The following is a 21,984-nucleotide window of genomic DNA, read 5'->3' as shown; positions in this document are numbered from 1 at the left end:
TCTCCGTTCCGGCTCAGGCCCCGGCCAGCCAGCCCAGCCATTCATGCAGCGCCAGCCACACCATCATGAAACCATGGGGCGTCGGCATCAGGTCAGCCGGCTGCAGGCGGCCGTCGGCCGGCACACCCAGCGGCGCAGGCAGCAGGCTGATGCCCGCGCCCTGGCGCTGCGCGGCGCGGCCGAAGGCCGCCAGCGCCCGGCGCTGGTGGAAATCATGCGTCACCAGCACGATGCGTTCGATGCCGTCTTTCTGCAGCAGCGGCACGCTGTTGAGCGCGTTCTCGTTGGTGTCGCGGGAACGACCCTCGGCCCAGCGCAGCCGCACACCGAAGTCGCGCTCGGCCACCCGGTGCACGACCTCGGCCTCGCTGGGCCCCGGCGCGCTGCCATGGCCGATGCCGCCGCTGTAGCCCAGCGGCAGGCCGGTGCGTTTGGCCAGCCAGGCGCCGTAGCGCACACGCTCCAGCGTCAGCGGCGACAGATCGGCGGCGGCGAATTCCGGCGCCTGTGCCCGGCGCCCCGCGCCCAGCACCAGGATGGCGGTGCGGGGACCGAGGCCAGGCTTGGCGAGATCGTTCAGCTGCGCGGCGCTCAGGGCCGGCGGCGGCTGGGTCAGCTGTTCCATCAGCAGGTAGCCCAGGCCGGTGGTGCACATCGCCCACAGCCCGATCAGGCCGGCCGACACACAAGTCCAGCCCAGCGCGCGCCGGCGCGGCAGCAGCCTGGCGCCCAGCAGCACCAGCAGCAGCAAGGGGATGGGGGGCATCACCAGGGCGCTGAGCCAGGGCTTCCAGGCTTCGATGCCCAGCGTGACGAACAACTGATTCATGGGGACCGGCATGCGCCAGGGCCGGCCCCGCGCAGTATTTTCAGAAGCGCGGATTCTGACCGCTGAACCCGGGGTCGTAGCGGCGCATCTGCGCCAGGTCATCGCGGTTGCGCACGCCGCAGCTCAGGTACTGCGCATGCAGCTCGGCCAGCCTGCCGCGGTCGAGCTGCACGCCCAGGCCCGGCGTGGTGGGCACGCGCACGCTGCCCTGCTCGAAGGCAATGCGGCCGCCCTGGATCACTTCTTCTTCCTGCCAGGGGTAGTGCGTGTCGCAGGCGTAGCTGAGGTTGGGGATGCTGGCGGCGACATGCGTCATCGCCATCAGGCTGATGCCCAGGTGCGAGTTCGAATGCATGGACATGCCCAGGTCCCACAGCGCGCACAGGCGCGCCAGCGTCTGCGTCACGCGCAGGCCGCCCCAGTAGTGGTGGTCGGACAGCAGCACCTTCACCGCGCCCGTCGCGGCGCCGCCGCGGAACTCGTCCAGCGTCGTGATCACCATGTTGGTGGCCAGCGGCAGGCGGGTGTGCTTGGCGAGTTCGGCCATGCCGGTGAGGCCGGGGGTCGGGTCTTCGTAGTACTCCAGCAACTCGTCCAACTCGGGCGCGGCGGCGATGCTGGTGGCCAGCGACCAGTTGGCGTTCGGATCCAGCCGCAGGGGCAGGCCCGGGAAGGCCTGGTACAGCGCGCGCATGCAGGCGATCTCGTGCGCCGGCTCGAACACGCCGCCCTTCAACTTGATGCTCCGGAAGCCGTAGAGATCGATCATGCGCCGCGCCTGCGCGACGATCTGCGCCGGGCTCAGGCCCTCGCCCCAGGCATCGGGGGCATAGGGGCTGTCGATGTGCTCGGCGTACTTGAAGAAGAGGTAGGCGCTGTAGGGCACGGCCTCGCGCACCGCGCCGCCCAGCAGGTCGACGATGGGCGCGCCGAGGATCTGGCCCTGCAGATCGAGCATCGCCACCTCGAAGCTGCTGCACACCTTGGCGGCGTTCTTCGCGCTGTGCGAGCCGGGCGCCAGCTCGAACTCGACCGCGCCGGGGCTCGGCCGGATCGTCGCGTGCACGCGCTCTTCCATGCGGTTCAGGTCGAAGGGCGACAGGCCCAGCACCAGCGCGCGGGCCTGGCCCAGCACGCGCAGCATCGGCTCGTCGCCGTAGGTTTCCGAGATGCCGACGCGGCCGTCGCTGGTCTCGAGTTCGACGATCGCGCGCAGCGCCCAGGGTTCATGGATGCCGGCGGCGTTGAGCAGCGGGCCGTCGCGGAAGGCGATCGGTGTGATGCGCAGGTCAGCGATGCGGAGGTCTCGGCTCATCGTGCTGCCTTCAGTTCGCCGAAGCGCCGGACTTCTTCACCAGCGCGGCCCAGCGCGGGATCTCGCGGTCCATCAGCGCGGCCAGTTCTTCCGGCGTGCCGCCCACCAGTTCCATGCCCAGCTGGCCGTGCAGCTTGGCCTGCACATCGGGCTGCTTCAGCGCCTTGGCGATCTCGACATGCAGGCGCTGGACGATGGCCTTGGGCGTGCCCTTGGGCGCGTAGATGGCCTGCCAGGACGACATCTCGAAGCCCGGCACGCCGGCTTCCACCATCGTCGGCGTGTTCGGCGCCAGCGCGATGCGTTGCGCGGTGGTCACCGCCAGCAGCTTCAGCTTGCCCGCTTGCAGCAACGGCAGCGCGGCGGTCATCTGGTCGAACATGAAGGTGACCTGGCCGGAGGACACATCGACCATCGCCGGCGGTGTGCCCTTGTACGGAATATGGGTCAGCGGCACGCCGATCAGGTCGGCGAACATCTCGCCGGCCAGGTGCGTGGACGTGCCGGCGCCGGAGGATGCGAACAGGCGCTTCTTCTCGTCCTTCTTCAGCAGCGCGATCAGCTCGGCCACGCTGTTGACGCCGAGGTTCGGGTCGACCAGCAGCACGTTCGGCAGAAAGGCCACCAGCGCCACCGGCTCGAAGTCCTTCACCGGGCTGTAGCTCAGGTTCTTGTACAGGCTGGCGTTGATGGCGTGGGTGCTGATCGTGCCGCCGAACAGCGTGTAGCCGTCGGGCGCGGCCTTGGCCACGTAACTCGCGCCGATGCCGCCGCCCTGGCCGGGCTTGTTGTCGACCACCACGCTCTGCTTCAGCGCGGCCTGCAGCTTTTCGGCGATGGTGCGGCCGACCACATCGGTGGAGCCGCCGGCGGTGAAGGGCACGACGTAGGTGATGGGTTTGGCCAGCGGCCAGTCTGCTGCCTGGGCGAGCGCGGCGCCGGGCAGCGCAGCGGCCAGCAGGCATGGGACGAGGCGGCGGACGAGGTGCGGAACAAGGCGTTGGGCGAGGCCTTGAGCGAGGTGAAAAGTCATGGTCTTGTCTCCTGGGGAGACGCAGTAAAGCACTAATACATTAGTGTGTCAATGAAGCCCCTGGCTAGAATCCACGGCATGGTGCGTCGTGACGTCGTGGAAGGACTGATCCCCGAAGGGGGAGAGCCGACTTCGGCATGCTGCGCCACTCCCACGGGTGAGAGTCCCGTCCCGGTAGGCGTCGGTGCGCCGGGTAGCAGGCCCCAGGTAGTGGAGGGAGACCTCTGTGCCCGAGCGGGGCGTCAAAAGCCCGTGAGGCGGCGCAAGCCGCGCAGCGGGGAGCAAGCACGCGGGCCGCAACATGAAGTGAAGCCTGCAGCCTCGACAGATTTACAACCCGCGGGCCGAGCCGCTCATGTCACGGCGAAGGCAACATCACCGGCGCGAGAACCGAAGCGCGCTGGTGGCTGCGGCGGGGTAGGGGGCGCAGCACGTGTGCAAGGAGTGGAGCGGAACACGAGAGACCCGTCTGCGCGGCCCGAGTCGGGGCGAGCGTGCTCGTATAAGCCCAAGGCGAAGTCGAGGCGTGCGCAGCGGGAGTCCGAGGGGATCGTAGTACTGGACGGTGTGGGTCAAGCCACATCGACGAAGGCCGTGGGGCATAACGCGGCTGGAGGGAAGGGTCCTTGCGGTGGTCATGCTGAGATAGCGGGTAAGCGCGAGGGAATGGCCGGCCAGACCGGACCTAAGGACCCCGGTGGTGATGAGCCACACGACAAAGTGCGACAACTGCAAAGGCAGCTTTGGGCCGCAGCCAAGCTGGCACCGGGAAGGCGCTTCCATGCGTTGTACGGCCAGATGTGCAGGGATGACGTCCTGCATGAGGCGTGGAAGCGCGTGCGCCGCAACAAGGGCGCAGCGGGCGTTGATCGTGTGACGATCAGCGAAGTCGAGCAGTACGGCGTTCAGTGCTTCTTGACTGAGCTGGGCGAGGTGCTGCGTGCGGGCGAGTACGGTGCGCAGGTCGTGCGGCGCGCCTACATACCAAAGGCAGACGGGGCGAAGCGGCCCCTGGGTATCCCGACGGTGCGAGACCGGGTGGTGCAGATGGCGGCCAAGCTGGTGCTCGAACCCATCTTCGAGGCGGACTTCGGTTCGGGCTCGTATGGGTTCAGGCCCAAGCGCAGTGCGCAGATGGCGCTGGAGCGGCTCAGGCAACTGGGCAACCAAGGCGCCGAACACGTGCTGGATGCCGACATCGAGAACTACTTCGGCAGCATCGAGCACGACAAGCTGCTCACCCTGGTGGGGCAGCGGGTCAGTGACCGTCGGATGCTCAAGCTGGTGAAGCAGTGGCTGCAGGCCGGGGTGATGGAAGACGGGGTGGTGAGCCATCCGGTGGCGGGAACGCCGCAGGGTGGAGTGATCTCGCCGTTGCTGTCCAACATCTACCTGCATGTGCTGGACCGGGTGTGGGCCAAGCATGGCGCACATCTGGGAGAACTGGTGCGGTATGCGGACGACTTCGTGGTGATGTGCCCAACGGCGCAGGGCTGCGAAGAGGCGCAAGGCCGCATCAAGCATGTGTTGGACCGGTTGGGGCTGAAGCTACACCCACAAAAGACGCGGCGTGTGGTGCTGACGGACGGCCGGGAAGGCTTCGACTTCCTGGGCTGCCATCTGCACAAGCGCATGAGCGGTCGGCTGTGGCAGCAAAAGGGCCTCAGGCGCTACTACCTGCAGCGCTGGCCGGCCCGCAAGGCGATGAACCGAGTGCGAGAGCGTGTGCGGGAGCTGACACCGCGTGGGCGCTGTCATCAGGATGTGCGAAGCGTGATTGCCGAGCTCAACCCGGTGTTGCGCGGCTGGGGGCAGTACTTCCGCACGGGCAACGCAGCCGACCACTTCATCGATGTGGACGCCTACGTGGTGAAGCGGCTGCGGAGCTTGCGCGTCAAGCGAGCGGGGCGCCAATTGCGCGCGGGTCAAACCCAGCGTTGGGACCGTGACTACTTCGAAAGCCTTGGATTACATCGCCTGCGCGGGACGATCCGCTACCCGGGCCAACCTCCTGGCAACGGGAGGCCTGCGTAATGCTGCGAGCCGACAGACCACTGGTAAGCCGTGTGCGGGAAATCCGCACGCACGGTTTGAACGGGGGTGTTGGTTCTGTTATCGACCTTCGGGCCTGAAACGGGCCAACATCTACCAATGCCCCCGCCAGCTTCCCTGCCGCTGAAAGCCGTCATCGCGCGCCGCGACCGCTCACGCCAAGCGGCGCCGCAGGTCTTCGAACAGCTGCGTGAGCTGATCGTCTCGCTGCAGCTGACGCCGGGCACGGTGCTTTCGCGGGCCGAGCTGGCCGAGCAGTTCGCGCTGAGCCAGACGCCGATTCGCGATGCGCTGCTCAAGCTGGGCGAAGAAGGCCTGGTGGACATCTTTCCGCAGCACGCCACGGTGGTCAGCCGCATCGATGTGGGCTCGGCCCGGCAGGCGCATTTCCTGCGCCGGTCGATTGAGTCCGAAGTGGTGCGCACGCTGGCCGGCGTGGCCAGCATCGAGCTGATCGCGCGGCTGCGCACGCAGATCGACGTGCAGGCCGCGCTGATGGGCGAGCAGTCGCTGCGCGAATTCATCGCCGCCGACCAGGCCTTCCATCGGTTGATGTATGAAGCCGCCGGCGTGCCCGACCTGTTCGACCTGGTGCGCCAGCGCAGCGGCCATGTCGACCGCCTGCGGCTGCTGCACCTGCCCAGCGCCGGCAAGGAACGGGCGATCGTGCGCGACCACCGCCGCATCGTCGACGCGGTGGCGGCCGGCGATGCCGAGGCCGCGCAATCCGGACTGCGCGACCACCTGTCGGACACGCTGAGCAAGATCGACGAGATCCGGACCCGCTTCCCTGAGTATCTGACGGGTTAGGCGTGCGGCCGCCTCAGATCATCGCCAGCGCCGTCTTGCGCTTGGGCGGCGGGTAGCGTGCGTCGATGCGCCGAATCTCGTCGGCACTCAGCACGATGTCGGCGGCCGCCAGGTTCTCGCGCAGGTGAAGCGCCGACACGGCCTTGGGGATCGCGATCACGCCGTCTTGCGCCAGCACCCAGGCCAGCGCCACCTGCGCGGCGCTGAGGCCGCGCGACTGGCCGATTTCGGCCAGCGTGCGGTCGGTGGCGCGCTGGCCCTGGTCGATCGGGCTGTAGGCCATCAAGGGCATGCTGCGCTTGCGCAGCCAGGGCAGCAGGCTGAACTCCGCGCCGCGCTCGCCGAGCGAGTAGTAGACCTGGTCGGTCGCGCAGCCGGCGCCGGGTGCCAGGCCGGGGCTGGCCGCGATCAACTCGTTCATGTCGGCTACATCGAGGTTGCTGACACCCCAGTGCCGGATGCGACCACCGGCCTGCAGCGCGTGCATGCCGGCCACCGTCTCGCGCAGCGCATGCTGGCCGCGCCAGTGCAGCAGGTACAGATCGATCTGGTCCAGGCCCAGCCGCTGCAGGCTGCGCTCGCAGGCCGCCACAGCGCCTTCGCGGCTGGCGTTGTGCGGATAGACCTTGCTGACCACCACCAGCTCTTCGCGCCGCACCGTGCCGGCGCGGATCGCTTCGGCGATGGCCTGGCCGACGACGGTTTCGGCGCCGCCTTCGCCATACATCTCGGCGGTATCGATCAGCCGGTAGCCCAGTTCGATGGCCAGCCGCACTGCGGCGACTTCCGCCTTCCGCGCGGCGGCCGATTCACCCATGCGCCAGGTGCCCAGGCCCAGCGCGGGCATCGGTGTGCCGTCGGGCAGTTCGGTCTGCTGCATCACCACCACCTCGTCTTGCGTGTTGCGATGCCTGATCGTAGACGCAGCCGAGCGCCGGCTGGCGGGCAGGGGCTCGGCGTGGTTTCAACGTGCAGCGCGCCAGCTGCCGCCTTGTGCCGACAACACGAAGCGCGCCCGCTCGTCGTAACCGAAATGATCGGTCGCGCTGTAGCGCAGCACGCCTTGCGGCACCACCACTTCGCCCATGGTTTCGAGCGCCTGCTTCAGCGCCAGCCGGAACTCGCGCGTGCCGGGCTTGGCGGATTTCAGCGCCAGCGGGATGGCCTTGTCCAGCAGCAGCTTCGCGCCCCAGATGTTGGCCGCGAACTGGTTGTAGCTGCCGGCACCGAACTTCGCCTCGTACTGGCGGATGAAGTCCAGCGCGACGGGCTTGGACGGGTGGCCATCAGGCAGTTGGTCGGCGGCCACCGCCGGGCCGGACAGGCCCAGCGTGTCTTCGACGTCCTTGCCGCCCATGCGCAGCAGATCGGGCGCCACGGCGCTGTAGGTCTGGTAGATGCGGCCCTTGAAGCCGCGCTCCAGCAAGGCCTTTTGCGGCATCACCGCGCCACTGCCGGAGGCCACCACCAGCACCGCATCGGGATTGGAAGCCACCACCTTCAGCGCCTGCGCCGTGACGCTGGCATCGGTGCGTGAAAAGCGCTCGGACGCCGACAGCTTGATCCCGGCCGCATCGGCATAGCGGCTCATGTAACGCTGCCAGCTTTCGCCATAGGCATCGGTGTAGCCGAGGAAGCCGAAGCTCCTGACGCCGGTCTTCTTCATGTGGGCCACCGTGCCTTCGGCCATCAGCGCGATGCCTTGCGGCAGGCGGAACGTGAAGCCGTCGCGCCCCTCGGGCAGCTCGATCGGCGCCGCGGCGAGCTGCACGGTCTCGGCTTCGCGCGCCACTTCGGCGATCGCCAGCGCCGGCGGGCTGGCGGTCGAGCCGATGATCAGATCGACCTTGTCCTCGCTGACGAAGCGGCGGGCGTTCTTCGTCGCGCTGGTGCTGTCGGTGGCGTCGTCGAGCACGACGAAGCGCAGTTTCTCGCCGCCGATCTGATCCGGAAACAGCTGCATCGCATTGCGCGGCGCAATGCCCAGCGCCGCGGCCGGGCCGGTCTGCGAAAAGCTGACGCCGATGACGATCTCGGCGCGGATGGCGGTGGCGAACAGGACGCCGCAAGCCAACAGCGTGGCTCGCAAAAGAGGGTGGTGCATTGTGGGTTCTCGCTGGCCGATGGGAATGCGGAGTCGTTTGTCAGCGGGTGGCCGCGGTCGAGGCAACAGTGCCTGGCGTGCGCGGGGCCGGTGGCTGGACGATGCTCACGCGTTCGGCCTCCATCAGCTGCTCGACGACACGGCGGTACTGCGACAGCGCCAGGTCGGCCGCGATCGGCTGCATCGGCCGCGGCGGCGAGGCGGCGATCAGCCGCTGCTGCGCTTCGATGATGCGACGGTCTTCCTCGAAGGCCGTGCACAGGCTCTGGTAGATCGATTCGGTGATCGTCGCGTCGTCGAGCCGGAAGCGGTGCGCCTGCATGAAGAAGTAGTGCGTCGTGGTGGCGGTTTCCGGCGTCAGTGCCTGGCAGCTGTGGAACTGCAGGGCGCCGCTCATGTCGTCGTCGGCGCTGTCGGCCGGCTTGACGTGCGCATGCATCAGCAGCACGCCGGGCACCAGGAAGTCGTAGGCAAAGCGGCGGTTGACCTGGCCGCTGAAACCGCCGAGCCGCGCGTGGTAGGGCGCCGGCACGGTGTTGCGCACCTCGCGCGTGACATGCACGCCGCGCGCCAGCCGCTGCACCGATGGCCGCGCCTCTGCTATGTTAGGCGAGCCGCCCAGCGTCTTCTCGTGCACATAGGACAGGTGCGAAAAGTCCAGCAGGTTGTCGCAGATCAGCAGGTGGTCCGCGTCGTAGTGCAGGTAGCCCGGCTTGTAGCGCCACTCCGCGTGCTTCAACGAGAAGGCATCCGGAATCAGCGCTTCGTCGGCCCGCGCCGGATCCCCCATCCAGACCCAGATCCAGCGCCCGCGCTCGAGCGCCGGATAGCTGCGCACGCACAGCTTGTCGGGAATCGTTTCCTGGCCGGGAATCTCGGTGCAGCGGCCGTCGCTGCCGTACTTGAGCCCGTGGTACAGGCAGCGCACGGCGTCGCCTTCCTTGCGGCCCAGCGACAGCGGGGCATGGCGGTGCGCGCAGCGGTTGTCGATGGCCACCGGCGTGCCATCGGCCTTGCGGTACACGAGCACGGATTCGCCGACGATCGTGCGCGCCAGCAAGGTATCGGCCAGCACTTCGTGGTCCCACGCGGCCACGTACCAGCAGTTTTTCACGAACATGCTTGTCTCCAGCAAAGGCGGCCGGTCGTCGGTCCTGCCCTGCCGCGCACTCTAGGGAGAGCCCGCTTGTCCTTCAATACGCGGGCGTGGAGACTTGGTATCTGTGAAAACGATAGAGACCGCGATAGAGACCGGCTTCGACCTCAACTTGCTGAGGGTGCTGGCGATGCTCGAACGCACACGCAGCGTGTCGCGCGCGGCCGATGCGCTGGACATGAGCCAGTCCGGCTTCAGCACCGCGCTGGCCCGCTTGCGCCGGCGTTTCGGCGACGCGCTGTTCGTGCGCACGCCGAGCGGCATGGAGCCGACGCCGCGGGCCCGGCAGATGATCCTGACCGCGCAAAGCGTGCTGGGCCAGGTGCAGCTCGGCATCCTCGATCCGCCGGTGTTCGACGCGGCCACCGTGCACACCGAATTCAGGCTGGCGATGGCCGACGTGGCTGAAATCGTGTTCATGCCGCGCCTGCTGCGGCATCTGCAGCAGCAGGCGCCGTTTGCGCGCGTCAGCTGCGTGACCCTGTCGCCAGAAGACTTGCCGTCGGCGATGGCCTCCGGCGATGTCGATCTGGCCCTGGGCTACTTCCCCGACCTGGGCGCCCAGGCCTTTTTCCACCAGCGCCTGTACACCCACACCTATGCCTGCATGCTGCGCCGCGGCCATGCGCTGCTCGGTGCGCGCCTGACCGAAAAGACCTATGCGAGCGCCGGCCACGCGGTGGTGAGCTCACCGGCACGCAGCAATGCCTTGTTCGAGCAGTTCCTGCAGCGCCGCGGCATCGAGCGGCGCGTCGTGTTGAGCACACCGCATCATCTGAGCCTGCCGGCGATCATCGAAGACAGCGATCTGCTGGCCACCGTGCCATTGGCCACCGGCGCTCGCTTCGCGAAGCTGGGCACCATCGAACTGGTGCGGCTGCCCTTTAAGCCGCCCAGCTTTGCGGTGCAGCAGCACTGGCACCGCCTGTACCAGCACGACGCGCGCAGCGCCTGGCTGCGCGCGCAGGTCGCCGGCTTGTTCAACGATGCGACCGACGAGTGGATCGGCATCGAGGCCGCGCTGTACGGCAAGGACATGCGGCGGCGCGTGGCCAGTCCGGTCCCCGCTGCGGGTCAAGCCGGCGGCAGGTGATTCTTGAGCGGCACGCCGGCATCGCAGGCCAGCGCCGGTGCCGGGCTGATGCCGGCTTCCAGCAGCTTGCGCGACATGATGTGGTCCATCGGCGCGTTGACGCTCTCGACGCAAGTTAGCGTTTCGCCAACATAGTGCAGGATCGAGAAGCTGGCGGCGGTCGCACCGGGCCGGCGGTGGCGCGTGCTGTCGGCCGCGGCGGGCATCAGACCGGCCATCTGCAGCCGCAGGCTGGCCTGCTCCGACCAGAACCAGGGCAGGGCGCGGTACGGCGCCTCGCGGCCCAGCAGCGTGGCCACCGCGCAGCGTGCCTGGTCGTTGGCGTTCTGCACCGATTCCAGCCGCAGCCGGCGGCCGCTGCCGGCTTCGGGGAAGTTGGCGCAGTCGCCGACCGCCAGGATCGCCGGGTCGGACGTGCGCATCTGGCCATCGACGACGATGCCGTTGTCGCACATCAATCCGGCGGCCTGGGCCAGCGCGATGTCCGGCGCGGCGCCGATGCCCATCACCAGCAGGTCCACCGTCTGGCGCTGGCCGTCGACGGTGAGGGCGACGAGGTGCTGGCCGTCGTGTTCGAAGCCCTCGGTGCTTGCACCCAGGCGCAGGTCGATGCCGCTGGCGCGGTGCGTCTGCAGCACATGCTCGGCCAGCTCGGCCGACACCGATCGGGCCAGCAGCCGGGGCGCGGATTCCAGCACCGTCACCGCCTTGCCCAGCGCGCGCGCGGTGGCCGCAATCTCCAGGCCGATGAAACCACCGCCCAGCACGGTCAGGCTGCTTGCTGCTTGCAGCTGCGCGCGCAGCCGCAGCGCATCGGCCGCGCTGCGCAGCAAGGCCACGTTGTCCAGCGCATCGGGCACTTTTGGCAGCCGGCGCGGGCGGGCACCGGTGGCCAGCACCAACTGGTCATACGGCAGGCTGGCGCCGGAGCGCAATTGCACCGTCTTGCCGGCCCGATCGATGGCCACCGCGGGATCGGCCTGATGCAGCGTGATGCCGGCCTGGGCATACCAGGCCTCGGCGCGGTGCGCTTGCAGGCTCTCCTGCTCGCTTTTCAAGAAGGTCTTGGACAGCGGGGGCCGCTGGTAGGGCAGCTCAGGCTCTTCGCAGACCAGGTGCACCCGTGCACCCTGGCCGGCCTCCTGCAGCCCGGCGCACAACTGCGCTGCGGCGTGGCCGCCGCCGATGATCACGATGGGGCCGGTTTCGGTCATGGTTGGTTTCCTCGTTCGGGGCGCACTCTACCTGAGCGCCGAACGCTGCTGCGGCGGCACTGTTGGCGCTACTGCTGGCACTATTGCTGGCGCTCGGGCAGGTGCAGCACCAGGCCTTGCATCGCCGCGTTCAGCGTGATCTGGCAGGACAAACGGCTGCCCGGCCGGCGTTCCGCGGCGGTGCAGTCCAGCATCTCCAGTTCGTTGGCCAAGGGCGGCGGCAGCTGGTCGACCCATGCAGCATCGACATAGACATGGCAGGTCGCGCACAGCGCCGAGCCACCGCATTCGGCGACGATGCCGGCCACGCCGAAGCCGGTGGCGGCCTGCATGACGCTGACGCCCTCGGGTGCTTCGAAGCCCTGTTCGCTACCGTCGGGGTGAATGAAACTGATGTCGGGCATGGGGTGGGGATCGGTGAAGGATCGGGGTCTTGCAACTGGGGATTGTCGCCACTGGCCGACCTGGCTAGGCTGCGCGCCAGATCAACCCGGAGGTAGGCGCCATGCTGAAGAATTCCATGTTGTCGGCGGCCCTGGCCGCGCTGCTGTCGGCAGCAGGCCCCGCCGCAATGGCCGATACGCTGTACAGCGCCGGTGCCACCGGCGCGCTGGCAACGCCGGATGCGGCGCCTGCGGCCAGCTTCAGCGCGCTGGCCGGTGCCGGCTCGTTGAGCCTGCAGCTGCAGGGTTACGCCACGCTGGATGGTGACCACTTCTACATCGACATCCTGCACATCACGCTCAATGGCACCGAGGTCTTCACTGCCACCTTCGACCTGGGCGGCGGCGGCCTCGACCGCGTGCTGTTGAGCCCGCTCGGCGCCACTGCGGTGAAGGATTCGTCCACCCACACCGTCGACATCGTCGTGCCGCTGAGCCTGGCCGGCGGCAGCAACACGCTGGTGATTGCCTACGACAGCCCGACCAGCTTCGAAAGCGTCGGCCGCGCCGGCCCGCAAGGCCTGGACGATGAAGGCTGGGGCCTGAACAGCGTGACGGTGACGGGCGCGGTGCCCGAACCGGCCACTGCGCTGCTGATGTTCGGCGGCCTGGGCCTGGTAGGCTGGCTGGCCAGGCGGCGCTCGCGCGCCTGAGCGAAACGCTCCGAGGCGCTCACTGTGCCGCGGCCAGCGCTTCGACCTGGATGCGCAGGTCCACGTCCATGCGGAAGCCGTAGGCCTTGCCGGCATCCAGGCCGAACTCGGCGCGGTCGAACGTCGCGCTGGCATCGGCGCCGCAGAGTTCACGCTTGAACATCGGGTGCGGAACGCACTTCAGCGAGTTGATCTTCAGCGTCAGCGGGTGCGTCACGCCATGCAGCGTCAACTCGCCCTGCACCCGCGTCGGCAGCTTGTTGCTGATGCCGTCGAAGCGGCCCTTGTAGCTGGCCTTCGGAAACTTCTTCACGTTGAAGAAGTCCTTGCCCTGCGCCCATTGGTTGAGCTGCTTCTGGCCGAAGTCGATGCTTGCCGGGTCGATCGAGATCTCGATCGTGCCGCTGCCGTCGGACTTGTCGAACACCACCGTGCCGCTGCTTTTGGTCATCTTGCCGCGCCAGACCGAGATGCCCATGTGGTCGGCCTCGAAGCTGGGGAAGGTGTGGGCCGGGTCGACCTGGTAGGTCACCGGGCTGGCGTTGGCGATGGCGGCCAGCAACGCGGCTGCGGCGGTACACAGTGTGGCTGCGTGCGACATCAAGCGTGTCATCGGGATCCTCCTGGCGGTTGAAGTGGTGTGAACAGTGGCTGCGTGCTGCCACTGTTCACACGACGTGCAGCCCGGGCCGGAATCGACACGCCATCGGTCGCGGGCGGATCAGGCGTGGATATAGCGCTCGAAAACCGCGCTGAAGTCGCGGCGATGGAAGCGGTCCAGCACCGTGGTGTTCACGGCGTTCAACAGCGTGTTGTAGTTCTGAGTGATGCTCTCGTCGGTGGGCACGCTGTTGACCTTGTACATCGAGCCGATCACGCCCAGGCACTGCAGGGCATGCTCGCGCGCCTGGGCGTCGCGGTGCTGCATCTTGCCGATGGTGATCAAGGCCTTGTAGATGTCCTTCAACTGCTCGATGAAGTTCTTGCGCACGTCGATGCTGAAGGGCAGGCTGTCGCCGACAGTGAACTTCAGTTCCACGTCCATGTCGATGGTGCCAGCGGTCTCGATCATCACGTTGCTGAAGCGGTGCGTCGCGTAGTCGTAGCGCTTGATGCTGCGCTTGGACGAGATGGCTGAATCACCATCGACGTGGATCAGGCCGAAGTTGGTGAAGCAGTATTCGTCCTTCTTCGACTTGATCAGGAAGAAGATCTTCTCGCCGTCTTCGCTGAACAGGTAGTCGTCGGCATCGACCTTGTTGAATTCCGAGGGCGGCACGATGACGCCGATGTCGCTGAGGCCCAGCGCTTCGGAGGCGAATTTCTTGAACATGGTGGAGGTCCTTGGTGGCGGTTGAAAGCCACGGAAGGTAGCGCGGGCGCCGCCGCCCGCCAAGTGACCTCCGGCTAGCTCAGGCGGCAGCCTTCTGCGCAGAGGCGCCAGCCAGGATGCGCGTCAGCGCCGCATCCAGGTTGGCCACCGCACGGTCGACATGGCCCAGCTTCTCCAGCCCGAACAGGCCGACGCGGAAGGTCTTGAAGTCAGCCCCCTCGTCGCATTGCAGCGGCACGCCGGCGGCCGTTTGCAGGCCTTCGCCGAGGAAAGCCTTGCCGGTGTGCAGGCCGTCGTCGTCGGTGTAGCTGACGACCACGCCGGCAGCCTGGAAGCCTTCGGCCGCCACGCTGCGCAGGCCGTGCGAGGTGAGTAGCGCCCGCACGCGGCGGCCCAGTTCCTGCTGCTCGGCGCGCAAGGCTTCGAAGCCGCGGCTGCGCGTTTCCAGCATCGCGTCGCGCGTGCGCGTCAGCGCATCGGTGGGCAGCGTGGTGTGGTACGCATGACCACCGTTTTCATAGGTCTCCATGATCTGCAGCCACTTCTTCAAGTCGGCCGCAAAGCTGGTGCTGGTGGTGGTGTTGATCGCTTCGCGCGCACGCTCGCTGAGCATCACGAAGGCGCAGCAGGGTGAGCCGCTCCAGCCTTTTTGCGGCGCGCTGACCAGCACGTCGACGCCGGTGGCCTGCATGTCCACCCACAGCGCGCCGGAGGCGATGCAGTCCAGCACGAACAGGCCGCCGACCTCGTGCACCGCATCGGCCACGGCACGCAGGTAGGGGTCGGGCAGCAGCATGCCGGAGGCGGTCTCGACATGCGGCGCGAAAACGGCCGCCGGCTTGTGTTGACGGATCGCTGCGACCACTTCGTCGATAGGCGCCGGCGCAAACGGCGATTGCCGTGCGGCCGACTGCGGTTTGGCTTTCAGCACCAACTGTGCGGACGGGATGCTGCCCATCTCGAAGATCTGCGTCCAGCGGTAGCTGAACCAGCCATTGCGGATGACCAGCGTGCTGCGGCCGGTGACGAACTGCCGGGCCACCGCTTCCATGCCGAAGCTGCCGCTGCCGGGCACGACGATCGCGGAACGCGCGTGGTAGACCTCCTTCAGCACGCCGGAGATGTCGCGCATCACCTGCTGGAATTTCTGCGACATGTGGTTCAGCGCGCGGTCGGTGTAGACCACCGAATATTCGAGCAGGCCGTCGGGGTCGATTTCGGGCAGCAGGCCGGGCATGGGGTGTCCCCTTGTGATGTGTGAACGATCGGGCCGGGGAGCTTATCACCGGGCGTCAGGGGGTGCCGTGCCGGCCAGCCAAGCCCCGCTGAAACCAACGAAACCGGGGTGGCGTCGCGGCGAAACAGCGCTGATGCGCAAGGCGCTCACAGTTCGTTCAGCGGGCTCGCCGCCCCATTCCATCCCCACTTGCACCCCACTTGCACCCCTCTTGAATTGGAGCCTTCGATGATCACTCGCCGCCAATCGCTGTTCCTGATGCCCGCCGCGCTGCTCACGCCGCAGGCTTTCGCTTTCGACCTGGGCCAGGCCATCGGCGCCGCCAAGGGTGCCACCGCCGCGATGAGCCTGAGCGATGACGACATCCGCGCGCAATCCCGCCGCATGGCCGAACAGATGGACGCCAAGGCGCCGGTGGCGCCGGCCAACAGCCCCTATGCCAAGCGCCTGGCCGCGCTGACCGCGACCTGCCGCGAAGACCAGGGCCTGGCGCTGAACTACAAGGTCTACCTGACGCGCGAGATCAACGCCTTCGCCATGGCCGATGGCTCGATCCGCTTCTACAGCGGGCTGATGGACATGATGACGGACGACGAAATCCGCTATGTCGTCGGCCACGAGATCGGCCATGTGCAGTCCGGCCACACCAAGAAGCGCATGCAGGTGGCGATGAGCTCCAGCGCGGCGCAACAGGCCGCGGTGGCCGCCGGCGGCAAGGCGGGCGCGCTGGCGCAATCGGACCTGGGTGAACTCTTCGTCAAGGCCGTGAAGGCGCAGCACTCGCAGTCGAACGAGAACGAGGCCGACGACTACGCGATGAAGTTCCTGTCGCGCCGCAGCCATGACCGCCGCGCCGCGGTGACCGCGCTGGAAAAGCTCGACAAGCTCAGCGGCGGCGGCAAGGCCGACTGGCTGTCCACCCACCCGGCCCCGCGCGACCGCGCCGAGCGCATGCGTCAGCAACTGGCCTGATCGGCTGCGCCGGTTTTGCAGGCGGCCTTCAATCCGCCTTCGCGCCCGAGTCCTTCACCACCTTGGCCCACTTGGTGATCTCGGCGCGCTGGTAGGCCGCCAGTTCATCCGGCGTCGAACCCACCGCATCCAGCCCGGCTTCGGCCAGGCGCTTGGCGGTGTCGGGCGCGTCGAGGATCTTCTTCACCTCGAGTTGCAGTTTATCGACGATCGGTTTCGGTGTGCCGGCGGGCGCGAACAACGCAAACCAGGACACCGCATCGAAGCCAGGCAGGCCTTGTTCGGCGATCGTCGGGATGTCGGGTGCGGCGGCCGAACGCTTGGCACTGGTCACGCCCAGCGCGCGCAGCTTGCCTTCACGCACCAGCGGCAGGCTGGACGGCATGTTGTCGAACATCATCGTCACGCGGCCGCCCAGCACATCCGGAATCGCCGTGGCGCGGCCCTTGTACGGGATGTGCTGCATGTCGATGCCGGTCATGGTCTTGAACAGCTCGCCCGAGACATGGATCGAGGTGCCCGAGCCGGATGAGGCAAAGCTCATCTTGCCCTCGCGCTTGCCCAGCGCGATGAACTCCGGCAGCGTCTTCGCCGGCACGCCGTTGTGCACCACCAGCATGTTCGGCGTGGTGGCCAGCAGCGTGATCGGCGCAAAGTCCTTGACCATGTCGTAGGGCATCTTGGCGTACAGCGCGCCGTTGATCGAATGCGTGCCGACCGTGCCGACGACGATGGTATGGCCATCGGGCGCCGACTTGGCCACCGCATCGGCGCCGGTGTTGCCGCCGGCGCCGGGCTTGTTGTCGACGATCACCGACTGGCCCCAGCTGGCCTGCAGTCGTTCGCCGATCAGCCGCGCCAGGATGTCCGGTGCACCACCGGTCGAGAAGGTCACGACGATGTGGATCGGCCGTGACGGGTAGCTTGCTGCGCCGGTCTGCGCCTGGCTCATCGGCGCAGCCAGCAGCAGGGCTGCCGCAGTGGCCAGGCGACGCCGCGTCAACAGGGCGGGGCGCAGAAGGGCGGGCAGGGCAGTCATCAGGAAGTCTCCTCAACGTTCTTCGAACAGGGACGCGTACATCTGGCGCAATTGCCGCTTCAGCAGCTTGCCGCTGGGGTTCTTCGGCAGTGCATCGGTGATCACCACCTGCTTGGGCGCCTTGAAGCCGGCGATGTGCTCGCGGCAGAAGGCCAGCACCTGGTTTTCGCTCAGCGTCTGCCCGGCCTTGGGCACCACCACCGCCACCACCGCTTCGACCCAGCGCGGGTGCGGCACGCCCACCACCGCCACCTCGGACACCTGCGGCAGGCGGTAGATGGCTTCTTCCACCTCGCGGCTGGCGACGTTTTCGCCGCCGGTCTTGATCATGTCCTTCTTGCGGTCGACGACGCTGATGTAGCCCTCGTCGTCGATGGTCGCCAGGTCGCCGGAATGGAACCAGCCGCCTTCGAAGGCCGCGGCGGTACGCTCGTCGTCATGGAAGTAGCCCAGCATCACATGCGGCGAGCGGTGCACGATTTCGCCGATCTCGCCGGGCTTCACGTCGCACATCGCTTCGTCGACGACACGCGTCTCGACATTCAGCACCGCGCGGCCGCAGGAGCCGGGCTTGCGCAGCTGGTCGTCCGGGCCCAGCATCGTGGCCAGCGGCGCAATCTCGGTCTGGCCGTACAGGTTCCACAGCTGCACCTTGGGCAGCCGGGCTTTCAGTTCCTGCATCACCGCCACCGGCATGATGGACGCGCCGTAATAGCCCTTGCGCAGGCTGGACAGGTCGGTGACATCGAACAGCGGTGAGCGCAGCAGCGAGATCCACACCGTCGGCGGCGCAAAGAACGAGCTGATGCGATGCTTCGAGATCAGCGGCAGCAGGTTCTCCGGCACCGGCTTGGCGGTGATGACGTTGCTGGCCCCGATGTAGATCGACGGGCCCAGGAACACATCGAGCTGCGCGCAGTGGTACAGCGGCAGCGCATGCAGCGCCAGGTCGTCGGCGGCAATTGCGGCATCGACGATGCAGCTGACGTATTGCCACAGCACCGCATCGTGCGTCAGCATCGCGCCCTTGGGCGAGGATTCGGTGCCGCTGGTGTAGACGATCTGCGCCAGGTCGCTGCTGTCCAGCGCCACCGCCGGCAGGTCCGCGTCGCACGCGGCGAGGTTGTCGAAGCTGGTCATGCCGGCGTCGGCTGGGCCGGGCTCTTCGGCCGGCAGCCAGACGAATTCACGCACCTCGGTGTCCAGCGCCGCGGCGTCGCGGGCCAGCGCGGCCAGGCCGCTGTCGGTGGCCAGCATCGTGGCGCCGGCGTGGCGCAGGATGAAGGCCACTTCGTCGGCCTTGAGCATGAAGTTGATCGGCACCAGCACGGCGCCCAGCTGGGCCAGCGCGAAACGCAGTGCCGCGAAGGCATGCGAGTTGCGCGCCAGGATGGCCACGCGCGCGCCCTTGCCGATGCCGCGCTGCGCCAGGCCGGCGGCCACGCGCCGGCTGATGCGCTCGAACTCGGCGTAAGTCCAGCGCAGGTCGCCGCAGGCAATCGCCAGTTTGTGCGGCGTGCGGGCGGCGCTGCGGTGCAGCACATCGGCCAGGGTCTGGCGGCGAATCATCGGGTCCATGCGGTCTCCTGGGGCTTGCCCGGCGCTGTTCTTCGGCGCAGCTTAGCAGCGCACGGCACCCCCGGGCATGACCCGGATTCCCCGGACCCGGGCCGCTGCGTAGCATGGCCCGAGGGCCCGCACCGTGGCCCGCAGGAGAGCGCATGTACGTCGGCCACCACTTCGCGAGTCACCCCGACCGGGCCGCGTTCATCATGGCCGGCACCGGCGAGACGGTGCGCTACGCAGAACTCGAACAACGCAGCAACCGCCTGGCCCACCTGCTGCGTGACCAGGGCCTGCAGCGGCTGGACCACTTCGCGATCTTCATGGAGAACAACCACCGCTACCTCGAATGCAACGGCGCCGGTGAACGCGCCGGGCTGTACTACACCTGCATCAACTCGTATCTCACGGCCGAGGAACTGGCCTACATCGTTGACAACAGCCAGTCGCAGCTGTTGATCACTTCCCGTAGCAAGCTGTCGGTGGCGCGTGCGGCGTTGGCCTTGTGTCCCCGCGTGAAACGCTGTCTGGTCGTCGATGGGGGTGATGCGGTGCGGGCACTGGATGATGCGATGGTCGTCGACTTTGCGCAGGCCGTTGCAGGTTATCCGGACACGCCGATCGCCGACGAATGGCTGGGCACGCCGATGCTGTATTCGTCCGGCACCACCGGCCGGCCCAAGGGCATTCTGCGGCCGCTGCCGGAGAACCCGCCGTCGCAGCCGCTGCCGCTGTTCCACTTCCTCAATGCCCTGTGGCAGTGCCGGGAGGGCATGGTCTACCTGTCGCCGGCGCCGCTGTACCACTCGGCGCCGCAGGCCAATGTGTCGCTGGCCATCCGCAATGGCGGCACCGTGGTGATCATGGAGCACTTCGATCCTGAGTTGTACCTCGCGCTGGTTCAGCGCTACCGCGTCACCCACACCCAGCTGGTGCCGACGATGTTCAGCCGCCTGCTCAAGCTGCCGCCCGAAGTACGCGGCCGCTACGACCTGTCGTCGCTGCAGATCGCGGTGCATGCCGCCGCGCCCTGCCCGGTGCCGGTGAAGGAGCAGATGATCGACTGGTGGGGCCCGATCATCCACGAGTACTACGGTGCCACCGAAGGCCTGGGCTTCACCGCCTGCAATAGCGCCGAGTGGCTGGCCCACCGCGGCACGGTGGGCAAGGTGCTGCTGGGTGAACTGCAGGTGCTGGACGAGCAGATGCAGCCGCTGCCGCAAGGCCAGCCCGGCGAGCTGTGGTTCAAGACCGCATCACCCTTCGTCTACTTCAACGACCCTGAGCGCACGCAGGCCACACGCAGTGCCGATGGCACGATGAGCACCGTGGGCGACGTGGGTTATCTGGATGCCGACGGTTTCCTGTACCTGACCGACCGCTCCAGCTTCATGATCATCAGCGGCGGCGTCAACATCTACCCGCAGGAATGCGAGAACTTGCTGATCACCCATCCGAAGGTGGCGGATGCCGCGGTGTTCGGCGTGCCGAATGAAGACCTCGGCGAAGAGGTCAAGGCGGTGGTGCAGGCGATGCCCGGCGTGGCGGCCGATGAAGCCTTCGCGCAGGCGCTGATCAACTTCTGCCGCGAGCGCCTGGCGCCGATGAAATGCCCACGTTCGGTCGACTTCACCGAGCAGTTGCCGCGCCTGCCCACAGGCAAGCTCTACAAGCGGCCGCTGCGCGACGCCTACTGGCAGGGGCGGGGCACCAACCGTCTGGTGTGACGCCCTGATCGACTCGAGCAGCGTCGCACCGGATGAATCGTTCAACGTCGCAGGCGCTGAACCTTCAGGTCGCATGCGCTGAACCTTCAACGTCGCCTGCGCGACGGCGCAAACGCCCGGGACCTGCTTCAATGATGTCCTGACACCCGACCGGAGACGAAGATGTTCGCCGAACAATCGACCAAGACCCGCGACCTCGTGCAACGCCTGAGCGCGTTCTTCGACCAGCACATCTATCCCAACGAAGCCCGCCATCACCACGAGGTGGATGCCGCGCGGCGCGCCGGTGATGTCTGGCAGCCGCCACCGGTGGTCGACGAGCTGAAGGTCATCGCCCGCGCCGCCGGGCTGTGGAACATGTTCCTGCCGCATCCGTACAAGGGGCAGGGCGGCATTTCGAACCTCGACTACGCGCCGCTGTGCGAGGTGATGGGTCGCGTGTCCTGGTCCGGCGAAGTCTTCAACTGCTCGGCGCCCGACACCGGCAACATGGAAACGCTGGAGCGCTACGCCACCGATGCGCAGAAGCAGCGCTGGCTCGAGCCCCTGCTTGACGGCAAGATCCGCTCGGCCTTCCTGATGACCGAGCCGGCGGTGGCCTCGTCGGACGCCACCAACATCCAGTGCAGCATCCGGCGTGAAGGTGGCGAGTACGTCATCAACGGCCGCAAGTGGTTCAGCTCCGGCGCCGGCAACCCGCGCTGCGCGATCTTCATCGTGATGGGCAAGACCGATCCCGACGGCCCGCGCCATGCCCAGCAGTCGATGGTGCTGGTGCCGCGCGACGCCAAGGGCGTCACCGTGCTGCGGCCGCTGACGGTGTTCGGCTATGACGACGCGCCGCACGGCCACATGGAAGTGGTGCTGGACAACGTGCGCGTCCCGGTCGAGAACATCCTGCTCGGCGAAGGCCGCGGTTTCGAGATCGCGCAGGGCCGGCTCGGGCCGGGCCGCATCCACCATTGCATGCGCTCGATCGGCGCGGCCGAGCGCGCGCTGGAGATGATGGTCGACCGGCTGCAGGCGCGGGTGGCCTTCGGCAAGCCGCTGGCTGAACAATCGGTCTGGCATGAACGCATCGCCGAATCCCGCTGCATGATCGACCAGGCCCGGCTGCTGACGCTGAACGCCGCGCACCGCATGGACGTGGCCGGCAACAAGGAAGCGCGGGCCGAGATCGCGATGATCAAGGTGGTGGCACCCAACATGTCGTGCAAGGTGGTCGACTGGGCCATCCAGGCCCATGGCGCCGCCGGCATCAGTCAGGACTTCTGGCTCGCCGAAGCCTATGCGCACCAGCGCACGGTGCGCATCGTCGATGGTCCGGACGAAGTGCACCGCAACGCGATCGCCAAGATCGAGCTGGCCAAGCGCGCGGCATTGCGAAAGTAGTCACCGCGGTGGCCTAGGC

The 21,984-nt window shown here is 67.6% G+C and carries 20 protein-coding genes; 7 read left to right on the top strand and 13 right to left on the bottom strand.

What is annotated here, in order from left to right; all coding sequences use genetic code 11:
* Positions 1 to 13: 13 nt before the first annotated feature.
* Genes VLK61_RS25470 through VLK61_RS25460 form a run of 3 tightly spaced genes read right to left on the bottom strand, consistent with a single transcriptional unit; the run spans position 14 to position 3,177 of the window.
* Positions 14 to 829, bottom strand: a complete 816-nt coding sequence (locus VLK61_RS25470) for a YdcF family protein (RefSeq protein ID WP_325425275.1) — start codon at positions 827 to 829, stop codon at positions 14 to 16.
* Between the two features lie 40 nt (positions 830 to 869).
* Positions 870 to 2,144 carry a glucarate dehydratase family protein gene (locus VLK61_RS25465; RefSeq protein WP_325425273.1) on the bottom strand — a complete coding sequence of 425 codons (1,275 nt, stop codon included), beginning with the start codon at positions 2,142 to 2,144 and terminating at the stop codon, positions 870 to 872.
* 10 nt (positions 2,145 to 2,154) lie between these two features.
* Positions 2,155 to 3,177: a Bug family tripartite tricarboxylate transporter substrate binding protein gene (locus VLK61_RS25460; protein WP_325425271.1), complete on the bottom strand. Its 1,023-nt coding sequence runs from the start codon at positions 3,175 to 3,177 to the stop codon at positions 2,155 to 2,157.
* Positions 3,178 to 3,843: 666 nt separating this feature from the next.
* Between VLK61_RS25460 and ltrA the strand changes: the two genes are divergently transcribed.
* Together ltrA and VLK61_RS25450 are read left to right on the top strand one after the other, a co-directional pair.
* Positions 3,844 to 5,211: a group II intron reverse transcriptase/maturase gene (gene ltrA / locus VLK61_RS25455; RefSeq protein ID WP_325425269.1), complete on the top strand. Its 1,368-nt coding sequence runs from the start codon at positions 3,844 to 3,846 to the stop codon at positions 5,209 to 5,211.
* Positions 5,212 to 5,328: 117 nt separating this feature from the next.
* Positions 5,329 to 6,039 (top strand): GntR family transcriptional regulator, encoded by a 711-nt coding sequence (locus VLK61_RS25450; RefSeq protein WP_325425267.1) that lies wholly within the window; start codon positions 5,329 to 5,331, stop codon positions 6,037 to 6,039.
* A gap of 13 nt (positions 6,040 to 6,052) precedes the next feature.
* Here VLK61_RS25450 and VLK61_RS25445 read toward each other — a convergent pair whose 3' ends face one another.
* The 3 genes from VLK61_RS25445 to VLK61_RS25435 form a co-directional block, all read right to left on the bottom strand.
* Positions 6,053 to 6,919: an aldo/keto reductase gene (locus tag VLK61_RS25445; protein WP_325425265.1), complete on the bottom strand. Its 867-nt coding sequence runs from the start codon at positions 6,917 to 6,919 to the stop codon at positions 6,053 to 6,055.
* An 84-nt stretch (positions 6,920 to 7,003) separates the two neighbouring features.
* Positions 7,004 to 8,143 carry an ABC transporter substrate-binding protein gene (locus VLK61_RS25440; protein WP_325425263.1) on the bottom strand — a complete coding sequence of 380 codons (1,140 nt, stop codon included), beginning with the start codon at positions 8,141 to 8,143 and terminating at the stop codon, positions 7,004 to 7,006.
* A 40-nt stretch (positions 8,144 to 8,183) separates the two neighbouring features.
* Complete coding sequence (locus VLK61_RS25435; RefSeq protein WP_325425261.1) at positions 8,184 to 9,263, bottom strand: aromatic ring-hydroxylating dioxygenase subunit alpha; 1,080 nt, start codon at positions 9,261 to 9,263, stop codon at positions 8,184 to 8,186.
* 103 nt (positions 9,264 to 9,366) lie between these two features.
* On the opposite strand from VLK61_RS25435, the gene VLK61_RS25430 reads away from it, so the two are divergent.
* Positions 9,367 to 10,392: a LysR family transcriptional regulator gene (locus VLK61_RS25430; protein ID WP_325425259.1), complete on the top strand. Its 1,026-nt coding sequence runs from the start codon at positions 9,367 to 9,369 to the stop codon at positions 10,390 to 10,392.
* Here VLK61_RS25430 and VLK61_RS25425 read toward each other — a convergent pair.
* Together VLK61_RS25425 and VLK61_RS25420 are read right to left on the bottom strand one after the other, a co-directional pair.
* Positions 10,374 to 11,606, bottom strand: a complete 1,233-nt coding sequence (locus tag VLK61_RS25425) for an NAD(P)/FAD-dependent oxidoreductase (protein ID WP_325425257.1) — start codon at positions 11,604 to 11,606, stop codon at positions 10,374 to 10,376. The genes VLK61_RS25430 and VLK61_RS25425 overlap by 19 nt on opposite strands.
* 80 nt (positions 11,607 to 11,686) lie before the next feature.
* A complete protein-coding gene (locus VLK61_RS25420; protein WP_325425255.1) occupies positions 11,687 to 12,010 on the bottom strand; it encodes a 2Fe-2S iron-sulfur cluster-binding protein in 324 nt (107 codons plus the stop codon).
* Positions 12,011 to 12,111: 101 nt separating this feature from the next.
* On the opposite strand from VLK61_RS25420, the gene VLK61_RS25415 reads away from it, so the two are divergent.
* The gene (locus VLK61_RS25415) at positions 12,112 to 12,702 is read left to right on the top strand and encodes a PEP-CTERM sorting domain-containing protein (protein ID WP_325425253.1); all 591 of its coding nucleotides are present in this window, start codon (positions 12,112 to 12,114) and stop codon (positions 12,700 to 12,702) included.
* A 19-nt stretch (positions 12,703 to 12,721) separates the two neighbouring features.
* Here VLK61_RS25415 and VLK61_RS25410 read toward each other — a convergent pair whose 3' ends face one another.
* From VLK61_RS25410 to VLK61_RS25400, 3 genes are all read right to left on the bottom strand, one after another.
* Positions 12,722 to 13,315 carry a YceI family protein gene (locus VLK61_RS25410; RefSeq protein WP_325425251.1) on the bottom strand — a complete coding sequence of 198 codons (594 nt, stop codon included), beginning with the start codon at positions 13,313 to 13,315 and terminating at the stop codon, positions 12,722 to 12,724.
* Between the two features lie 108 nt (positions 13,316 to 13,423).
* A complete protein-coding gene (locus tag VLK61_RS25405; protein ID WP_325425249.1) occupies positions 13,424 to 14,035 on the bottom strand; it encodes a PH domain-containing protein in 612 nt (203 codons plus the stop codon).
* Between the two features lie 79 nt (positions 14,036 to 14,114).
* On the bottom strand, positions 14,115 to 15,272 hold the full coding sequence (locus VLK61_RS25400; RefSeq protein WP_325425247.1) for an aminotransferase class V-fold PLP-dependent enzyme: 1,158 nt from the start codon (positions 15,270 to 15,272) through the stop codon (positions 14,115 to 14,117).
* Between the two features lie 228 nt (positions 15,273 to 15,500).
* Between VLK61_RS25400 and VLK61_RS25395 the strand changes: the two genes are divergently transcribed.
* Positions 15,501 to 16,244, top strand: a complete 744-nt coding sequence (locus VLK61_RS25395; RefSeq protein WP_325425245.1) for a M48 family metalloprotease — start codon at positions 15,501 to 15,503, stop codon at positions 16,242 to 16,244.
* A gap of 28 nt (positions 16,245 to 16,272) precedes the next feature.
* Here the strand turns inward: VLK61_RS25395 and VLK61_RS25390 are convergent, their stop codons facing one another.
* Positions 16,273 to 17,283, bottom strand: a complete 1,011-nt coding sequence (locus VLK61_RS25390) for a Bug family tripartite tricarboxylate transporter substrate binding protein (RefSeq protein WP_414636858.1) — start codon at positions 17,281 to 17,283, stop codon at positions 16,273 to 16,275.
* Positions 17,284 to 17,295: 12 nt separating this feature from the next.
* The gene (locus tag VLK61_RS25385; RefSeq protein ID WP_325425243.1) at positions 17,296 to 18,861 is read right to left on the bottom strand and encodes a fatty acyl-CoA synthetase; all 1,566 of its coding nucleotides are present in this window, start codon (positions 18,859 to 18,861) and stop codon (positions 17,296 to 17,298) included.
* Positions 18,862 to 19,004: 143 nt separating this feature from the next.
* Between VLK61_RS25385 and VLK61_RS25380 the strand changes: the two genes are divergently transcribed.
* Complete coding sequence (locus tag VLK61_RS25380) at positions 19,005 to 20,573, top strand: AMP-binding protein (protein WP_325425241.1); 1,569 nt, start codon at positions 19,005 to 19,007, stop codon at positions 20,571 to 20,573.
* A gap of 162 nt (positions 20,574 to 20,735) precedes the next feature.
* The gene (locus VLK61_RS25375) at positions 20,736 to 21,965 is read left to right on the top strand and encodes an acyl-CoA dehydrogenase family protein (RefSeq protein ID WP_325425239.1); all 1,230 of its coding nucleotides are present in this window, start codon (positions 20,736 to 20,738) and stop codon (positions 21,963 to 21,965) included.
* Positions 21,966 to 21,984 lie beyond the last annotated feature (19 nt).

It is taken from the genome of Aquabacterium sp. (assembly GCF_035476535.1).
Lineage (GTDB): Bacteria > Pseudomonadota > Gammaproteobacteria > Burkholderiales > Burkholderiaceae_C > Pseudaquabacterium.
Note: the sequence above shows the minus strand (reverse complement) of the source record. Positions and strands in the feature narration are given on the sequence as shown.

Coding starts and splice junctions, on each gene's coding strand:
- VLK61_RS25445 (WP_325425265.1), bottom strand. CDS start 6,919: ATGCAGCAGACCGAACTGCCCGACGGCACACCGATGCCCGCGCTGGGC.
- VLK61_RS25385 (WP_325425243.1), bottom strand. CDS start 18,861: ATGGACCCGATGATTCGCCGCCAGACCCTGGCCGATGTGCTGCACCGC.
- VLK61_RS25395 (WP_325425245.1), top strand. CDS start 15,501: ATGATCACTCGCCGCCAATCGCTGTTCCTGATGCCCGCCGCGCTGCTC.
- VLK61_RS25425 (WP_325425257.1), bottom strand. CDS start 11,606: ATGACCGAAACCGGCCCCATCGTGATCATCGGCGGCGGCCACGCCGCA.
- VLK61_RS25375 (WP_325425239.1), top strand. CDS start 20,736: ATGTTCGCCGAACAATCGACCAAGACCCGCGACCTCGTGCAACGCCTG.
- VLK61_RS25400 (WP_325425247.1), bottom strand. CDS start 15,272: ATGCCCGGCCTGCTGCCCGAAATCGACCCCGACGGCCTGCTCGAATAT.
- VLK61_RS25470 (WP_325425275.1), bottom strand. CDS start 829: ATGAATCAGTTGTTCGTCACGCTGGGCATCGAAGCCTGGAAGCCCTGG.
- VLK61_RS25435 (WP_325425261.1), bottom strand. CDS start 9,263: ATGTTCGTGAAAAACTGCTGGTACGTGGCCGCGTGGGACCACGAAGTG.
- ltrA (WP_325425269.1), top strand. CDS start 3,844: ATGGCCGGCCAGACCGGACCTAAGGACCCCGGTGGTGATGAGCCACAC.
- VLK61_RS25415 (WP_325425253.1), top strand. CDS start 12,112: ATGCTGAAGAATTCCATGTTGTCGGCGGCCCTGGCCGCGCTGCTGTCG.
- VLK61_RS25410 (WP_325425251.1), bottom strand. CDS start 13,315: ATGACACGCTTGATGTCGCACGCAGCCACACTGTGTACCGCCGCAGCC.
- VLK61_RS25380 (WP_325425241.1), top strand. CDS start 19,005: ATGTACGTCGGCCACCACTTCGCGAGTCACCCCGACCGGGCCGCGTTC.
- VLK61_RS25465 (WP_325425273.1), bottom strand. CDS start 2,144: ATGAGCCGAGACCTCCGCATCGCTGACCTGCGCATCACACCGATCGCC.
- VLK61_RS25390 (WP_414636858.1), bottom strand. CDS start 17,283: ATGACTGCCCTGCCCGCCCTTCTGCGCCCCGCCCTGTTGACGCGGCGT.
- VLK61_RS25405 (WP_325425249.1), bottom strand. CDS start 14,035: ATGTTCAAGAAATTCGCCTCCGAAGCGCTGGGCCTCAGCGACATCGGC.
- VLK61_RS25460 (WP_325425271.1), bottom strand. CDS start 3,177: ATGACTTTTCACCTCGCTCAAGGCCTCGCCCAACGCCTTGTTCCGCAC.
- VLK61_RS25440 (WP_325425263.1), bottom strand. CDS start 8,143: ATGCACCACCCTCTTTTGCGAGCCACGCTGTTGGCTTGCGGCGTCCTG.
- VLK61_RS25450 (WP_325425267.1), top strand. CDS start 5,329: ATGCCCCCGCCAGCTTCCCTGCCGCTGAAAGCCGTCATCGCGCGCCGC.
- VLK61_RS25420 (WP_325425255.1), bottom strand. CDS start 12,010: ATGCCCGACATCAGTTTCATTCACCCCGACGGTAGCGAACAGGGCTTC.